Annotated in this window: 16 protein-coding genes; 10 read left to right on the top strand and 6 right to left on the bottom strand. The window is 55.8% G+C overall.

What is annotated here, in order from left to right; translation table 11 throughout:
• Positions 1-34 precede the first annotated feature (34 nt).
• From mnmA to D777_RS18220, 5 genes are all read left to right on the top strand, one after another.
• Positions 35-1,213, top strand: coding sequence for a tRNA 2-thiouridine(34) synthase MnmA (gene mnmA / locus D777_RS02950; protein WP_036128589.1), 1,179 nt, complete (start codon positions 35-37; stop codon positions 1,211-1,213).
• Positions 1,210-1,854: a high frequency lysogenization protein HflD gene (hflD, locus tag D777_RS02945; RefSeq protein WP_036128587.1), complete on the top strand. Its 645-nt coding sequence runs from the start codon at positions 1,210-1,212 to the stop codon at positions 1,852-1,854. The genes mnmA and hflD overlap by 4 nt, the downstream gene beginning before the upstream one ends.
• Before the next feature lie 86 nt (positions 1,855-1,940).
• A complete protein-coding gene (gene purB / locus D777_RS02940) occupies positions 1,941-3,308 on the top strand; it encodes an adenylosuccinate lyase (RefSeq protein WP_036128586.1) in 1,368 nt (455 codons plus the stop codon).
• A gap of 16 nt (positions 3,309-3,324) precedes the next feature.
• The gene (locus D777_RS02935) at positions 3,325-4,476 is read left to right on the top strand and encodes a ribosomal protein uL16 3-hydroxylase (protein ID WP_036128584.1); all 1,152 of its coding nucleotides are present in this window, start codon (positions 3,325-3,327) and stop codon (positions 4,474-4,476) included.
• Between the two features lie 8 nt (positions 4,477-4,484).
• On the top strand, positions 4,485-5,453 hold the full coding sequence (locus D777_RS18220; RefSeq protein ID WP_036128582.1) for a GNAT family N-acetyltransferase: 969 nt from the start codon (positions 4,485-4,487) through the stop codon (positions 5,451-5,453).
• Here D777_RS18220 and D777_RS02925 read toward each other — a convergent pair.
• On the bottom strand, positions 5,442-6,452 hold the full coding sequence (locus D777_RS02925) for a LysR family transcriptional regulator (protein ID WP_036128580.1): 1,011 nt from the start codon (positions 6,450-6,452) through the stop codon (positions 5,442-5,444). The two genes, D777_RS18220 and D777_RS02925, sit on opposite strands and share 12 nt — an antisense overlap.
• A 200-nt stretch (positions 6,453-6,652) precedes the next feature.
• On the opposite strand from D777_RS02925, the gene D777_RS02920 reads away from it, so the two are divergent.
• Together D777_RS02920 and D777_RS02915 are read left to right on the top strand one after the other, a co-directional pair.
• Positions 6,653-7,426: a hypothetical protein gene (locus D777_RS02920; protein WP_036128578.1), complete on the top strand. Its 774-nt coding sequence runs from the start codon at positions 6,653-6,655 to the stop codon at positions 7,424-7,426.
• Positions 7,427-7,478: 52 nt separating this feature from the next.
• Positions 7,479-9,809, top strand: a complete 2,331-nt coding sequence (locus D777_RS02915; RefSeq protein WP_036128576.1) for a hybrid sensor histidine kinase/response regulator — start codon at positions 7,479-7,481, stop codon at positions 9,807-9,809.
• Here the strand turns inward: D777_RS02915 and D777_RS02910 are convergent.
• Together D777_RS02910 and D777_RS02905 are read right to left on the bottom strand one after the other, a co-directional pair.
• Complete coding sequence (locus D777_RS02910) at positions 9,772-10,242, bottom strand: MarR family winged helix-turn-helix transcriptional regulator (protein WP_036128574.1); 471 nt, start codon at positions 10,240-10,242, stop codon at positions 9,772-9,774. The two genes, D777_RS02915 and D777_RS02910, sit on opposite strands and share 38 nt — an antisense overlap.
• Complete coding sequence (locus D777_RS02905; protein ID WP_036128572.1) at positions 10,242-10,727, bottom strand: glutathione peroxidase; 486 nt, start codon at positions 10,725-10,727, stop codon at positions 10,242-10,244. Before D777_RS02905 ends, D777_RS02910 begins: the two co-directional genes overlap by 1 nt.
• A 291-nt stretch (positions 10,728-11,018) precedes the next feature.
• On the opposite strand from D777_RS02905, the gene D777_RS02900 reads away from it, so the two are divergent.
• The 3 genes from D777_RS02900 to htpX all read left to right on the top strand — a co-directional run bounded on the left by D777_RS02900 (position 11,019) and on the right by htpX (position 13,694).
• Positions 11,019-12,233, top strand: a complete 1,215-nt coding sequence (locus D777_RS02900; protein ID WP_036128570.1) for a pyridoxal phosphate-dependent aminotransferase — start codon at positions 11,019-11,021, stop codon at positions 12,231-12,233.
• A gap of 17 nt (positions 12,234-12,250) precedes the next feature.
• On the top strand, positions 12,251-12,718 hold the full coding sequence (locus D777_RS02895; RefSeq protein WP_036128568.1) for a hypothetical protein: 468 nt from the start codon (positions 12,251-12,253) through the stop codon (positions 12,716-12,718).
• Between the two features lie 94 nt (positions 12,719-12,812).
• Complete coding sequence (gene htpX, locus D777_RS02890) at positions 12,813-13,694, top strand: protease HtpX (RefSeq protein ID WP_036128566.1); 882 nt, start codon at positions 12,813-12,815, stop codon at positions 13,692-13,694.
• 50 nt (positions 13,695-13,744) lie between these two features.
• Here the strand turns inward: htpX and pdxB are convergent, their stop codons facing one another.
• From pdxB to D777_RS02875, 3 genes are read right to left on the bottom strand one after another with little or no spacing between them, the layout of a single operon-like run.
• Entirely contained in the window at positions 13,745-14,902 is a 1,158-nt protein-coding gene (gene pdxB, locus D777_RS02885; RefSeq protein WP_036128564.1) for a 4-phosphoerythronate dehydrogenase PdxB, read from the bottom strand.
• Between the two features lie 16 nt (positions 14,903-14,918).
• The gene (locus D777_RS02880; protein ID WP_036128562.1) at positions 14,919-16,190 is read right to left on the bottom strand and encodes a DEAD/DEAH box helicase; all 1,272 of its coding nucleotides are present in this window, start codon (positions 16,188-16,190) and stop codon (positions 14,919-14,921) included.
• Positions 16,187-16,777, bottom strand: a complete 591-nt coding sequence (locus D777_RS02875; protein WP_036128560.1) for an elongation factor P hydroxylase — start codon at positions 16,775-16,777, stop codon at positions 16,187-16,189. The genes D777_RS02880 and D777_RS02875 overlap by 4 nt, the downstream gene beginning before the upstream one ends.
• Between the last annotated feature and the right edge of the window lie 89 nt (positions 16,778-16,866).

Here is a 16,866-nt window from a genome sequence, read left to right as displayed (position 1 = left end):
AAATTCCGAACTTTTCACTGGCACTGAAGCACTCATGACCACAACACCATCTACCCCTCCCCGGGAAAGCACTCGCGTCATTGTCGGCATGTCTGGCGGCGTGGATTCATCCGTTGCCGCCTGGCTGCTCAAGGAGCAGGGTTACCAGGTTGAAGGCCTGTTCATGAAGAACTGGGATGAGGACGATGGCACTGAATACTGCACCGCCATGACGGATCTGGCCGATGCCCAGGCAGTGGCCGACGCTATCGGCATAAAGCTTCATACCGCCAGCTTTGCAGACGAATACTGGGATCGTGTGTTTGAACATTTTCTGGCGGAGTATAAGGCCGGTCGAACGCCCAATCCGGACATCCTTTGCAACAAAGAAGTCAAATTCCGAGCCTTCCTTGATTATGCAGTAACGCTTGGCGCGGACTACATAGCGACCGGTCACTACACCCGGCAGCGCCCGTTGGATGACCATTCGGGTAAAGCTTTGCTGCTGAAAGGACTGGACCCCAACAAGGATCAGAGCTATTTCCTGCACGCCGTGTCGGGCGACCGCATTGCCCGCACCCTGTTCCCGGTTGGTGAACTGGAAAAACCGGAAGTACGCCGCATTGCCGAACAGCAAGGCTTCGTCACCCATGACAAGAAAGACTCCACGGGGATCTGCTTCATCGGAGAGCGGAAGTTCACCGATTTTCTAAAACAGTATCTTCCCGCCCAACCCGGCGATATCGAAACCCCGGAAGGCGATAAGATAGGCCGGCACCAGGGCCTGATGTACCACACGATTGGCCAGCGTCAGGGCCTCGGCATTGGCGGTCTGAGTAATTACAGCGACGACCCATGGTACGTCGCAGAGAAAGACCTCAAGCGCAATGTGTTGATTGCGGTTCAGGGCAAGCATCATCCCCTGTTATTCTCCCGCGGCCTTGTTTCCGGCCCGATCGATTGGGTGGCCGGGGAACCCCCAGCCGCAAGCTTTCGCTGCAAGGCAAAGACCCGTTACCGCCAGCCCGACCAGGACTGTGAAGTGACCGTTCTGGATAATGGCGTCAAGGTCGTGTTTGATGAGCCTCAGCGCGCCGTTACCCCGGGCCAGTCCGTTGTGTTCTATGACGGCGATATCTGCCTCGGTGGAGGGGTTATTGAGGAAACCTGGCGTGATGGAGAAGCACTTCCCGCACGCCTTGAAGACCAGCCGGCGCAGGGAGCTCGTGTATGAGTCGCTCCATTCATGATCAGACACTGGCCCTTGCAGGGCTGTTCCAGGCAACGAACCTGGTTCAGCAGATTGCTCATAACGGTCAATGCTCCGATGCCAGCCTGGAAACCTGTATTCGTTCGCTGTTTGCCACCAACCCAGACACCACGCTGGATGTATTCGGTGGGGAGTTGAGTGATATCCGTGAAGGGCTGGTTACTCTGTCTTCGGTGTTGAGCCAGCAAAGCAAACAGCAGGACGTTGAAGTTCTTCGCTACGCCCTCAACTTGATTCACCTTGAATCGAAGCTCAACCGACAGACAGATATGCTGGACGTTATCGCCAGCCGGATTGATCAGGCTCGTCATACGGCAAGCCATTTCGGCTACACCCATACCAACCTGATCAGTAATCTTGCGTCGATATACGCCGATACCATCAGCACGTTCCGCCTCCGAATTCAGGTGACTGGCAATCCCTCCATTCTCCAGCGAGACGAAAATGCGGCAAAAATACGCGCCCTTCTGTTGGCCGGAATCCGCTCAGCGGTTCTTTGGCGCCAGTGCGGTGGTCGTCGCTGGCAGCTAATCTTCGCCCGCAAGAAGGTTATCCGTCACGCCCGGGAGCTGGCTGAGCAAGCCAACCGTTCCCTTTACCACTGATTCAACTGATTCCGGGGCAGCGCTGGTGTATCATATGCGGCCCAATCTTTTTTGACCCGATTCTTTGACGATTTGAGAGGTTTTCGATGGAACTCACCGCCCTGACTGCCATTTCCCCGGTGGACGGACGCTACGGCAGCAAAGTCAGCGTCTTTCGTGAAATATTCAGTGAATATGGCCTGATCAGGAACCGGGTGACCGTCGAAATCCGCTGGCTCCAGAAACTGGCGGCTCATCCCGAGATTTCTGAAGTGCCGGCGTTTTCCGCCGAAGCCAATGCGTTTCTGAACACGCTGGTGAGCGAGTTCAGCCTGGAAGATGCCGAAAGCATCAAGGCCATTGAACGGACCACCAATCATGATGTAAAGGCCGTCGAGTACTTTATCAAGGAAAAGATCGCAGACGTTCCCGAACTCCACGCCGTGACTGAATTTGTGCACTTTGCATGCACGTCGGAGGACATCAACAACCTCTCCCACGCACTGATGCTCCGGGAAGGTTTGGATCAGGGCATGCTCCCCGCCATGGAGCGGGTCGTGACCAAGCTTGAAGACCTTGCCCGCGAACACGCACAACAGCCCATGCTGTCGCGCACGCACGGCCAGACAGCGTCCCCATCGACCGTTGGCAAAGAACTGGCCAACGTGGTCTACCGCCTGCGCCGCCAGCTCAAGCAGATTCGCGCCACAGAACTGCTTGGCAAAATCAACGGCGCGGTGGGTAACTACAACGCCCATCTTTCCGCCTACCCCCAGATTGACTGGGCCGCGAATGCCCGTGAGTTTATTGAAAGCCTGGGCCTCGACTGGAACCCGTACACCACCCAGATTGAGCCTCATGATTACATTGCCGAACTGTATGATGCCGTTGCGCGCTTCAACACCATTCTGATTGACCTGGATCGGGACGTCTGGGGTTATATCTCCCTGGGCTACTTCAAGCAGAAGACCGTTGAAGGGGAGGTTGGCTCCTCCACCATGCCCCACAAGGTCAACCCGATTGATTTCGAGAACTCCGAAGGCAACCTGGGCATTGCTAACGCCCTGTTCGGCCACCTGTCGGCCAAACTGCCCATTTCCCGTTGGCAGCGCGATCTCACCGACTCCACCGTACTCCGCAATTTGGGCGTAGGCTTCGCCCACAGCCTGATTGCCTATGAAGCGACACTGAAGGGCCTCGGCAAGCTGGAAATCAACCCTACGCGTCTGGACGAGGATCTCGACCACGCGTGGGAGGTTCTGGCCGAGCCCATCCAGACCGTTATGCGCCGCTACAACATCGAAAAGCCTTATGAAAAGCTGAAAGCGTTGACCCGGGGCAAGGCAATGACGCCGGAAGTGATCAAGAATTTCGTTGAGACACTCGATATTCCTGAGTCCGCCAAAGCCGAGCTGATGGACCTGACACCAGGTTCGTACATCGGCAACGCGGTCGATCAGGCAAACAACATCTGAATCCGGGAGTTAAACCATGGAAATGCTCGGCGGCCTCTCACCCAACGAATTTCTGCGTGACTATTGGCAGAAAAAGCCTTTGGTGATCCGCCAGGCCTTTCCCGGGTTTGAATGCCCTGTCACTGCCGATGAGCTCGCCGGCCTGGCCTGTGAGGAAGGGGTTGAATCCCGCATCGTGATCGAAAACGATAACGGAAAACCCTGGCAGCTGCACAATGGCCCTTTTTCCGCAGACCGATTCGGCGAGCTTCCAGAAAAAGACTGGACATTGTTGGTTCAGGGCTTGGATCACTGGGTGCCCGAGATTTCCGACATCCTGGAACACTTTCGGTTCATACCCAATTGGCGACTGGACGACATCATGGCGAGTTATGCGCCGGTCGGAGGCAGCGTCGGCCCTCACTATGACCAGTATGATGTCTTCCTCCTTCAAGCCCAGGGCCATCGTTGCTGGACGTTCGGAGGTCATTGCGACCATACCTCACCACGGGTTGAAGGTACGCCTCTTCGCATTCTCAGCAGCTGGGATGGCGAAGAGACCGTCACCCTGGCGCCGGGCGACATGCTCTACCTGCCGCCGGGCATCGGCCATCACGGTGTCGCCGAAGATGATTGCATCACCCTGTCGGTCGGATTCCGGGCGCCAACCATCGAAGACGTGCTGACCGGTTTCACAGATTTCCTCTGCAGCAAATCGCAAGCCGCGCAGCACATCAACGACCCGGAACTGACCGTGCAGGATAACCCAGGCACCATCAAAAGCGGTGTCATCGACAAACTCGATCGAATCATTCGCGAGGAACTTGAAGACAAGCGCAACCTCGCACTGTGGTTCGGTCAGTTCACGACCTCTCCCAAGAGCATGGACATTGTTGTACCCGCTGAAGAGCCCGCGAAACCCGAGGACTTTGCCGAAGCACTGAACGCAGGCGAACAACTTCGGTGGAATGAGGGCTCACGGTTTGCTTATCACGATCTCGGCGAGGAAACGGCACTCTTTGTGGATGGTGAACAATATCTGCTTCGCGGTGACGCCAGCCCCCTGGCCCCACTCCTTTGTGCCAGCTCCCGGATTGACATGGGCGCTCTGCGAACCTTCGCAGAAGACGAGGCCCTGCTAGGCCTACTCTGCAACCTGTATAATCAGGGTTCCGTCTATTTCGAATAAGTGTTGCCATGAAAGCAAGAATCCGGAAATACAGCTGGCAGCTGGCACCCGGCCACATCAGGGATATCCGGCAACGGGTATTCATTGACGAGCAGAGAGTACCGCCGGAACTTGAGTGGGATGATACCGACGAGATTGCCGATCATTTCCTCGCAGTGACGCCGGACAATACGCCCATTGGTGTCGCGCGAATGTTCACCGCACTGGAAGAGACGGCGTGTATCGGACGAATGGCCATCCTTCCCGAGTACCGCGGGCAAGGTATCGGCGAGACTCTTCTTCAGCACCTGATTCATGAAGCCGCCGACAATCAGTACCGCGAATTGAGATTATCAGCCCAGGAGTATGCCATCCCCTTCTATGAAAGCTCCGGGTTCCACGTCTGCTCGGACACCTACGAGGATGCCGGCATTCCCCATGTCGATATGCGTTGCCTGGCACCAACACTACAGGCCGAGGGCCTCGAATCCCGAAACCGGCCTTTGTTGCTCGGGCACGATTCCCGATCGTGGCTGTTTTCGGACGAGCTCAGGATGCTCGACCTTGTCGATACGTTGGCAGGCCAGACCAGTCAGCGGCTCTGGCTCTATGACCGATTCCTCGATCATGATCTGTACGACCGCCATCGTTTTCGGGAACTGATTTCCGCATTGGCCCGGAGACACCGGCTCAGTGAAGTACGAATCCTGATACATGATGACAAACCTCTGGTGAAAAGACGCCACCAACTGGTTGAGCTGATGCGCCGCTTGCCCAGTAAAATCGAGCTCAGGCTGGTCAACGATGACTACCCGGCAGACGATCAGCCGTTCATGCTGGCCGACCGTGAGGGCGTGGTCTATCGGCACGCATTTGACAAACCCGAAGGGTTCGCAAACTTCGCCGACGGTGGACGGGTCAAACTGCTCACCGAGACCTTTCAGAGGATGTGGGATACCGCCAGAAGTTCCCTCGAACTCAGAGAGCTACCGCTCTGAGTGGTGAGCCTGGGGCAAGTCCGCAGACTCAAAGCGAGCGCCAAAGGCGGCAAATTCCTGATCGACCTCTTCCGCCACCTCCGCAATCAGCTTCCGCAACCACTGGTGGTCCGTGTTGTGCTGTAACAGCGGACTCCAGGCCATTTTCAGTTCGAAAGGCGGGATTTCGAAAGGTGGAACCTTCACAACCAGGTGCGCATTATCTTTCTGCAACCAGGCAGCCCGGGAAGGCAGCGTGGCAATCAGGTCATGCTGTTCGGCCAGCAGCATCGCCACCTGATAATGGCGGGTGAACACCGAGATCTGGCGTTTGCGCCCAATCAGGGCAAGGGCTTCATCGACCCAACCGAGGCGCTGCACGTCCTTGGGGTTTACCCCCACACCGACACCAAACCCCGTCTTGCTCACCCAGATATGACTGGCATCAAGATAGGTATCAAGCGTGAAGGGCTCCTTGAGGATCGGGTTCCTGGCGTTCATCAAGCACGCAAAGTATTCGGTCCAAAGCGTCTTCTGGTGGAATGACTGCGGAATTTTATCGAAACGGTTTATGGCCATGTCCAGCCGACCCTGCTCCACGTCGAGAAAGCTCACGTCACTGGGTGTCAGGACGTCCAGGGTGACATGGGGGGCCTCCTGGCGGATTCGCCTGAGCACCCGGGGCATCAGGCAGGATTCGGCATAGTCACTGGCCATGATCCGGAAAACCCGCTGGCTTTCCAACGCGGAGAACGGTGTTTTTTCCTGAACCGCCTGCTCGATGTCGGACAGTATGCCCCGCACTAACGGTTGGAGTTCCCGCGCTCGCTCCGTCGCAGTCATCCCCTCACTGGTGCGCACGAGAAGCGGATCGCCGAAAAGGTCCCTCAGACGACGCAAGCCGTTACTCATGGCGGGCTGGGTGATACCAAGGTGGTTCGCAGCCTTGGTCACATTCCGCTCACGGAGCAGTACGTCCAAATACACCAGCAGGTTAAGATCAACGCGGGATATATCCATGACGGACTCCGGAGCAGTTATTCAATGGAATTGATCGGCCAACAGGCTATCATTCACAGAACCAATATGCATTACACAAATAATTCACCTGAGAAATACAGTAATGACCGTTAACTTTAGAAAACAGATTCAACCCCGGATTTCTGCTAGTCTTTCTAGAATTGTTGAACCTGTCCTTAACCGGAGTCACTACTGACAGCATGGATACCACCACGATCGTTCTTGTATTGGCGGGTATTGTTACTCTGTCGATCGCCATTATCGTTATGAGCCAGATGCGTGAGAAAGCCCGCATCGAGCGTTCCCGCAAGATCACGATGCGGGAAGACGTCTATAACCGTGCGAACAGGCTGCTCTCCGAAATACCTGGACAATACTTGAACCCTGACCTCAAGCTTCTGCTGGTCAAGCGCATGGAAGCCGCGTGCAACGAGCTCGCCGCACTCAAGTCAGACCTGCCCGTCAGCAAATGGAAAGCGGACGCTCAGGAACTCAAAAGCCAGATTCTTGAAAAGCGTGATCCCCGAACACCGGTCAAGATCGATTCGCCGGAGAAATCCGCGCAGGTCAAAGAACTGCTGCAGAACCTGTTCAAGATGATCGAAGCAATGCATAAGAGCGGGGAGATCAACACCGCCACAGCCAAAAAGAACCTGAAATATGTGTTGTTTCTGATCCACAAGACCCACGCGGATCTTCACGTTTTCCAGGCCCGAGACTACGTGCGCCAAAACCAGATCCGCAAAGCGATTCACGCCTATCACCTCGCGAGCACGGAAATGGGCAAATCCCGGGACAACCCACTGGCCATGAAAGCGGTGAAAAGCTTCCGGACCCGCATCAAGGAGCTTGAGGCGATGAACACCGAAGGTAAGGATCAAGCGAGCGCGGAGTCGCAGGCCAAACTGGATCGTGAGTGGGACACCTTTCTCCACGACGATGAATGGAAGAAGAAGGCTGACTACGACAACTAATTCGCTCGGAAAATCCAGTCATGCCGGCCAACAAGGACTGTAAACACTCGTGATGAAAGGTTTCAGAAAGCGGCTTTCCTACCGTTTGACGCGGGATACAGTGCTGGTTGCCATGGCGCTGGGCCTCGTTCTGAATGTGGTCCAGATCACCCTCGACTTTTTCAGTGCCAGGGATTCCATGGAAGAGGAAATCCAGGCATTGCTCAGTATCAGCCTCAGCCCCGCTTCCCAGATTGCCTACAACATCGACGTGCGCCTGGCCGAGGAATTGCTGGATGGCCTTCTTCGACACCCGGCGACGATTGATGCCAGGATCATCGACAGTGAGGGTCAAACCATGGCTGCTGCCAGCCAAAGCAGCCCGGACTCTGCCTACCGATGGATCAGCGACCTGCTATTCGGCTCCAGCCGCGTGTTCAGCCAGCCCCTGAAGGTGCCCCAACTCCAGAATCTGCCGCTGGGGCACCTGACCCTGACCATCGACACCTATCATTACGGACTGCAGTTCCTTCAACGGTCAAGCTACACGCTGGTCAGTGGCCTGTTGAAGAGCCTGGTGCTCTCCGCAGCTCTGCTGGGTATTTTCTACTTTGTGCTGACCCGCCCGATGCTTAATGTGATCAATTCACTCAGTCAGGTGCGCCCCAGCTCCCCGGAGAAGGTCCGGCTCCCGGTGCCCGCCAATCACCGAGAGGACGAAATCGGGACCATGGTGGGTATTATCAACCAGCACCTTGAAACCATTGACTCCAGCCTTGCCCAGATGCGGTTGGCCGAGAGCGCCATGAAAAACTACTCGAGCCAGCTGGAACAGGAAGTCGAAGACCGGACCCGCGAGATTTCGGAGAAGAACACAGCCCTGCAGCGCGGCAACCGGGCACTGGTCCGAGCCAAGGAAGACGCCGTCCGCAGAGCCCGGTCACGGGCCAACTTCCTTGCCAGCATGAGCCATGAGATACGCACCCCGTTAAACGGCGTTTTGGGGATGCTCGGGCTTGCTCTCGAAGGGGAACTCGACCCGGGTCAGAGGGGGCGACTTGAAATCGCCCTGAACGCTGGGGAAAGCCTGCTGGGCCTGCTGAATGACATCCTCGATATTTCCAAGGTCGAAGCCGGAAAGCTCAACCTCGAAAACATTCCGTTCAGCTCTCGGTCCTTGATAGAGGAATGCGCCACACTGCATGCCCAGCAGGCGCGCAGAAAGCATATCGATCTGGTCACAAACCTGGCCCCGGATCTGCCTGAAACCTTTCTTGGCGATCCGACCCGGGTACGCCAGATCGTTAATAACCTGGTAAGTAATGCCATCAAATTTACCGAGCAAGGTACCGTGAGCATTGAAGCCAGTCACAACGAGGGCATTTTCCGCCTGGATGTGACAGATACCGGTATTGGCATGTCCGATGAGGGGATGCAGCGGATTTTTTCACCGTTCTCACAAGCCGATGCAGACACAACGCGGCTCTATGGTGGCACGGGCCTTGGGCTGGCGCTTTGTCGGCAATTAGTGGAGCGGATGCACGGCCAGATATCTGTCGAATCGCACGAAGGGCAAGGCACCCATTTCACCGTCACCCTACCCCTGCCGATACACGAAGACAGCGGATCGACGAAGCTACCCGACATTGCCGCCGATCTTCAGACCATTGGCGTTGCCCTTGCCTTTCCAAACGGGAACCCACACGGTGACGCCATCAGGCGACAGCTCCTTGCCTGGAACATACCAGTGAGCCTGCCCGAGGATGCGCCGGACGCCATTTTAATCACGCTGGCAGAAAACGGCCCGGCTATTCCGGAACTCGCAAACCACTGGCGGGGCCATGGCAGCATTATTGCCGATGCCACTGGTACGGTTTCAAATGAAACCTCCCGTTGCCAGGTGCTTTCGCTTCCTCTGAACCGGAACAATCTTTACCAGACGCTGTGCAGAGTCGCGGGATTGGCTCATGAGCCGGGCAAGGAGAAGAACGCTCGGGTCGGCGAGGCCGAGGCGCTATCCAGACCAATGAACATCCTGCTGGTCGAAGATAACCAGGTAAACCAACTGGTCGCCAGCAGCATGCTCAAAAAGATGGGACACACGGTTTATCATGCAGAGAACGGGCAACGAGCGCTCGAAGCCCTCGAACATCAGCCGTTTGATCTCGTGCTCATGGATTGCCAAATGCCGGTGATGGACGGTTACGAGGCCACCAGAAAAATCCGACAGAACCCAGAGTGGCAAAACCTTCCGGTCATCGCCATGACCGCCAATGTGATGCAGGGGGATCGTGAGGACTGCATGGCGGCGGGTATGAATGACTACATCACCAAACCCTACAAGCGCGATGAACTGAAATCAGCCATCAATCGCTGGATGCCGCCGCTCCCTCCAGAATCCTGATCATATCCTTCAGCTCCTGACGCAGGGCGACCAGGCGCTCCGGCTCGATTTCAAGACCGCACAGCAACTGCTCCGGTACCTCTTGCGCCCGCTCTCTCAGGCGTCGCCCTGACTCCGTCAGCGCAACCGTCACCACTCTTTCATCCTGGCTTTGCCTTTCACGGGTCAACAGGCCGCGTTCGGAGAGGCGTTTCAGCAATGGCGTCAGGGTTCCTGAGTCCAGTCGCAGCCGCTGCCCCAGATCGGATACACGGGTCGTCAAACCCGCCTGCTCCCGCTCCCAGAGCACAAGCATGGCCAAATATTGGGGATAGGTCAGGCCCAGCTCATCAAGCAATGGCCGATACCGGGCGGTAACCGCCCGGTTCGCGGCGTACAGCGCAAAACAGATCTGATTATCAAGCGCTAGCACATCGTCAGATTCCAATTCCATTACAGCAGCTTCTCGATATCTGCGCGGATGGATTCCGGTTTCGCCGTCGGCGGATAACGCTTGACGACATTACCCTCCCTGTTCACCAGGAACTTGGTGAAGTTCCACTTTACCTTCTCTGACCCCATCAGGCCTTTCGCCTGCTTCTTGAGGAACTGGTAGAGGGGGTGGGCATCGGGGCCATTTACTTCGATTTTCGAGAACATCGGAAAATCGACGCCATAGTTGAGGCTACAGAACTGGCTGATGGCATCATCGTTTCCCGGATCCTGGTTCATGAACTGGTTGCAGGGAAAGCCCAATACCTCAAAGCCCTTGTTCCCCAGATCCTGATGCAGCCCCTGCAAGCCTTCAAACTGTGGCGTGAAGCCACATTTGCTCGCTGTATTGACGATCAAAAGCACGTTGCCTTTGTAGTCGGCCATGCTTTTCTCGTTCCCCTGGATGTCCCGAACCGTAAAATCGTAAACGTTTTCACCGGCCATGCGGCTCTCCTTTCTGACTATTTTCTCAACCGTTGTTTACCCACAAAAATTGTGGCTCATTTCAAAACAGATTGCACAACTTAATTGTGCACAATATTTATTGCCACGCAAAGGCTGTTTGGGCCAGATCAGATAGGATCTCAAACCAATCTCAGGTTTACCGTCTAAATCTGCATGAACACGCCACAATTCATCATAATTCCCCTATTGCCGCCCCCCCTGGCTCCGCTAGAATAACAGTCTGTTTTCAAGAAATATTTTCAGAACCCAGACGAAGGAAGTCCTATTCCCATGCAGAACTACTACAAATCCGCCAAGCTGGATAATGTGTGTTACGAAATTCGTGGCGTAGTTCTGCGGGAGGCGCGCCGTCTGGAGGAAGAAGGCCATCGGGTGCTCAAACTCAACATTGGCAATCCGGCGGCATTCGAACTGGACGTTCCCGAGGAAATCCAGCAGGACGTCATCTACAACATGCACCAGGCCCAGGGCTATGTTGAATCCAAGGGGCTCTTTTCGGCCCGGAAAGCGGTTATGCACTACTGCCAGCAAAGAGGTATCGACAAAGTCGATATCGATGACATTTTCCTGGGAAATGGCGTCAGTGAGCTGATCGTCATGTCAATGCAGGCAATGCTGAACACTGGTGATGAAGTCCTGATCCCAGCGCCTGACTACCCGCTATGGACCGCGGCTGTCACGCTATCGAGCGGTAAACCCGTTCATTATCGCTGTGATGAGCAGCAGAACTGGTTTCCCGACATCGACGATATCAAGAAGAAGATCACCAGTCGTACCCGTGCCATTGTCCTGATCAACCCGAACAATCCGACGGGTGCAGTCTACTCGACGGAACTGCTCGAACAGGTTATTGAACTTGCACGCAAGCACAACCTGATCGTCCTGTCCGACGAAATCTACGACAAAATCCTCTACGATGGCACAACCCACGTATCAACAGCCTCGCTGGCCGATGACGTGCTGTTTTTCACCTATAACGGGCTGTCCAAGAACTATCGAGCTGCCGGTTACCGTTCCGGCTGGATGATCATCAGTGGCGCCAAGCACCGCGCCACCGATCTGATTGAGGGTATCGAGATGCTCTCAAATATGCGCCTGTGTGCGAACGTGCCAGCGCAGCTTGCCATTCAGACTGCTCTGGGCGGGTATCAGTCGATCAATGATCTGGTGACACCTGGAGGCCGGCTGTTCGAGCAGCGCGATACGGCATGGCGCATGCTCAATGACATTCCCGGCGTCAGTTGTGTGAAACCGCAAGGTGCTCTGTATCTGTTCCCTAAGCTGGATCCGAAGCGGTTCCCCATTGCCAACGACGAAAAGCTGGTTCTGGACCTTCTGCTGCAGGAGAAGATTCTTCTGGTGCAGGGCTCTGCCTTTAACATCGACGATAAACAACACCTCCGCGTGGTATTCCTGCCCCGAGCAGACGCCCTGGAAGATGCCATGATGCGCCTGGGACGATTCCTGGACAATTATCAGCAGTAACGGAGCCACCATCCACCATGGCCGACATTCACGTTGAAGAATTCTACAAGGACGTAGCCATTGCCCTTGTTCAGCTCTATGGGGCCTTCCCCCGGCGTGTAAACCTGTTCGTTGAGGACATCGCCGGTCCCGATGAGCCAGATGAATTTGGACTCCACAGCAAACGGCACATGGCCTGCTTTGGCGCTCTGCTCTGGCTTGAAGAGGAAGGATTGCTGCGTTATGTCGACACCATCCGCCAGGAGGCCCTGGATCAGGCGGTTCTGACCCGCAACGCGTTTGTGCGTCTGAGCGCTCCCGCCCCGTCCGCCCTGACGCGGGAATTCGGTCAGGCACACCAACGGGTGGACGAAGGCCTTCCTCCCTCTGTGCAGGAGGATCTTTCAACGTATATCCACCTGGTTCGCACGGCATTGAAGGACGGCCACTCAAGCCGGATCAGTAGAATCATCCAGGCAACGTTCTTTGCGGACCAGTCGCATTAAATCGCTGTAAAGTTATTGAAGCGGTGAACCGCGCCCACATATCCCTGTCAGAGGATCAACCTCCTACACTGGCTTAACTACTCAGGGATATAACATGAGAATTCTGCTGTTTCTGGCAACAAACCTGGCCGTCATCCTGGTCGCCAGTTTCACATTGCGTCTACTGGGCGTAGACAGCTACCTCTCCCAACATGGAATCCAGTACGGCCCTCTGCTCGCCTTTGCTGCCGTCTTCGGCTTTGCAGGTGCCTTCATCTCACTCCTTATATCCAAGCCCATGGCGAAGTGGAGCACCCGCGCTCAAGTGATCGAATCACCGAGAACACCAGCAGAGCGGTGGCTCGTCGACACGGTGGCACAACTGGCAAAGAACGCCGGCATCGGCATGCCTGAGGTCGCGATCTTTCCGGCTTCGCAGTCAAACGCTTTTGCCACGGGCTGGAACAAGAACAACGCCCTGGTCGCGGTCAGTGAAGGGCTACTGCAGCGCTTCGACAAAGACGAAATCCGCGCGGTCCTCGGCCACGAAATCGGACATGTGGCCAACGGCGATATGGTCACACTGACCCTGATCCAAGGCGTCGTGAACACCTTTGTCATCTTCGCTTCCAGGGTTATTGGGTCCTTTGTGGACCGAGTGGTTTTCAGAAACGAGAACGGCCACGGCATCGGTTTCTTCATTGTCAGCATCATAGCGGAGCTGATTCTGGGTATTCTGGCAAGCACCATCGTGTTCTGGTTCTCGCGCCGCCGGGAGTACAGAGCGGACATTGCAGGCGCCCAGTTAGCCGGTCGCTCTGCGATGATCAGCGCCCTCAGCAGACTCAAGCAGGAAAGCGAGGTACCTGACCAGATGCCCGACACCCTGCAGGCATTCGGCATCAATCGAGGTGCCCGAGGCGGCTTGAGCGCACTGTTCATGACTCACCCTCCCCTGGAAGAGAGGATTCAGGCGCTGCAGCAGGCTCAATCATAAAAAAACGGGGCGAAATGCCCCGTTTTTCTTGGACCTCTGGCGGATCACAGTCAGATCTTGATCTTGAAACCGATCGCCCGAAAACTGTCCTGCAGGGATTTGCTGGTGCCCTTGAGCTGAACTTTCAGGCTTGAACACTCCCTCCGGACAGGGTAGTCCCGCCGCAGTCGATCAAACGCTTTCGACCGTTCCGCTTCATCGCCTCGTATCGCCACTCGCATCCGAGCATCGTCCCGACGCGGATCGTAACAGGACAGGAGCGATATCCTGAGAGCATCGGCCTCGTCCGCCGAACTGGTAAAGGACACCTTGTTCAACGCAGGCTCTGGCAGAAACTGACCCGACTTTTTACGAACCGGAAGTCCCAGGTACCGGCTCAACGCCTGGTAGACCATTTCAGTCCCATGCACCTTCCCCTCAAGGCTATAGCCGGCAATATGGGGAGTTGCCAACCAGACCTTGTCCATCAAGGCGGGATCCACCGCGGGTTCTGGCTCCCAGACATCCAGGGCAACCGCCGGGGCATCCGGCTGATCCAAACGGTCAGACAGCGACTGACAGTCGACAACTGCACCTCGGCCTGCGCTGATCAGCAATTGCGGCGATCGCAAGAGCGACAACTCCTCCGCACCGATCATATGGTAGGTGGCATGCGCCTGGTCACGGGTCAATGGCGTATGCAGGGTGACAACATCACATTTGAGCACGTCGGCAAGGGATTCAAATCCTTCCGCGTCCTCATCGTCAGGGTCTTCGGCTCGCGGCGGATCACAGAGATGAACATCAAAGCCGAGGCGCTCAAGCTTGCGGGCAACCTTGCCTCCAACGCTTCCGACGCCAACAACACCGACACTGAGACTGCTCCAATCGTCGAGCCCCTTGCGTTCGGCATGCAACAGGACCACAGAGAGAACATATTCCACGACGCTGTTTGCATTGCACCCTGGAGCCGCAGAAAACGCGATACCCTGCTGCTCCAACCAATCGAGATCAATATGATCGGTACCGATGGTTGCCGTGCCTACGAAGCGAACACGACTCCCCTCCAGCAGGCGTGGCCCAACCTGAGTTACGGACCGAACCAGCAGGATGTCTGCATCGCGAACCTGTTCCGCTGTCATGGTTCGCCCCGGGACCCGCCGGATGTCCCCCATATCCCCAAAGAAGGAATCCAGTAACGGTATATTTTCGTCGGCTACGATCAACATCTCTGGTTCTGTCCTGTCAGTTCCTGCGCGGGCGCTGATTTCGACCGCCCTGGGGACGACGTCCACCGCCGCCACGCCGGCGCGTGATGCGTGGTTTCTCCAGCGGTGCCATCAGGTTTTCATCCGGTACAGCGGTTTTCAGCTTCTGGCTGATGTATTTTTCAATTTCCGGCAGCGCAAAGGAGTCGTCCTCTCCGGCAAAACTGACAGAAACACCCGTCTGCCCTGCCCGGCCGGTACGACCAATCCGATGCACATAATCTTCGGCGTTCTCTGGCAGATTATAGTTAAAGACGTGGGTGACACCGTTCACGTGGATACCACGGCCCGCAACATCTGTCGCAACCAGAACCTGAATGGTCCCTTTTTTGAACTGTTCCAGGGTCTTCAGACGTTTGTTCTGCGCGATTTCGCCGGACATCAGTGCCACTTTGACACCCTGGTTACGCAGGTCCTCTTCCAGGTCACGACACTGGTCCCGACGATTGGCGAAGACAATGGCCTTCTCCACATCCGGATTTTTCAGGTAATTGACCAATACCGGCAGCTTTTCTTCTTCGCCAATCAGGTAGACCGTCTGTTCCACACGCTCGGCAGTTTTCTGTTCCGGCTCGATTTCAACGAACTCGGCATTCTTGGTCCACATGGACGCCAGATTCAGCACGTCCTGGTTGAAGGTGGCTGAGAACAGAAGAGTCTGGCGGTCATCTTTTGGCGTGCACTTGCGGATGATGCGTTTGACGTCCGGAATGAATCCCATATCCAGCATCCGGTCCGCCTCGTCGAGGATCAGGATATCAAGTTGATCCAGGAAGACATCCTGGGAGCCGAGGAAATCGATCAGGCGCCCGGGCGTCGCGACCAGGATATCCACGATCTCGTTCTGCAGCTGGTCCCGCTGTTTGTCGTAATTCATCCCGCCGACAACGGTGACTACGTTGTGACCGGTATGCTTGCACAGCTGCTCTGCGTCCTTGGCAATCTGCATGGCCAGTTCACGGGTAGGTGCCAACGCCAGGACCCTGGGCTCCGATGCAAACCGCTCTTTCTCGGGAACGGGCGTCTCAAGAAGCGTTTGAATTGCCGTAATCAGAAACGCGGCGGTCTTGCCTGTTCCGGTCTGGGCCTGACCAATCAGATCCTCGCAAGCAAGGGTCCATGGCAGGGTTTCCGCCTGTATCGGGGTGCAGTATTCAAAGCCAATGGCCGTAATGGCGTCCAGCAAACGCTTGTCCAGATGGAGATCCTGGAATCGCAGATCACCGGTGTGCTTTGTGTCAGATGTCATACAGCCTCTGTTTCTATTCGAACGTCGGATTCAGTTTGCAACGGCGCAATACGATGTTTGTCCTGCTCCCATACCTGAGCAAGCTGTTCGCCGGTGCCATAAAAGGTCATCAATGCGTCAAAAAACTGGGTTGCCCGCAACGGCAGGCCGGATTTCAGGTACTGCCCAGCCTGCGTCCTTACCCGCTGGCGGAATCCGGTATCGTCCGCCGCACCGTTTCCACTCAAGTTGTCCACGCTGATGTGAAAGCGGGTGCCGGCAGCGAGGGAAAAAAGCCACTCAATCGCCTGCGGCTTTACCTCAACCTGCTCAAATTGCCGCTGCTGTTCCGGTGTCCTCCCATCGGGACAGTACCAGTAACCATAGTCGTGAAGTGTGCGCCTATGCGCACCTGCAATACACCAATGACTGATTTCGTGCAAAGCGCTGGCATAATATCCGTGAGCAAAAACCACTTTGGCCATTCCACCCGGATCGGACACAGGGATATACTCTGGCTCATCACTGCCCTTGACCAGAATGGTCCGGTACTCTTCCCGGAACAGGTCATTAAACAGCATGATAAGATCATTTGGACAGTGTTTCATTGGGTGGCTATTGTGCGACTTTACCCGCGTCAATACCAGAGGGAACTTTATTCCCCACTTTATGTCCACTGGCCCGAACCTTTCCACAG

Source organism: Marinobacter nitratireducens (genome assembly GCF_000708045.1).
In the GTDB taxonomy this organism is placed as follows: domain Bacteria; phylum Pseudomonadota; class Gammaproteobacteria; order Pseudomonadales; family Oleiphilaceae; genus Marinobacter; species Marinobacter nitratireducens.
Note: the sequence above shows the minus strand (reverse complement) of the source record. Positions and strands in the feature narration are given on the sequence as shown.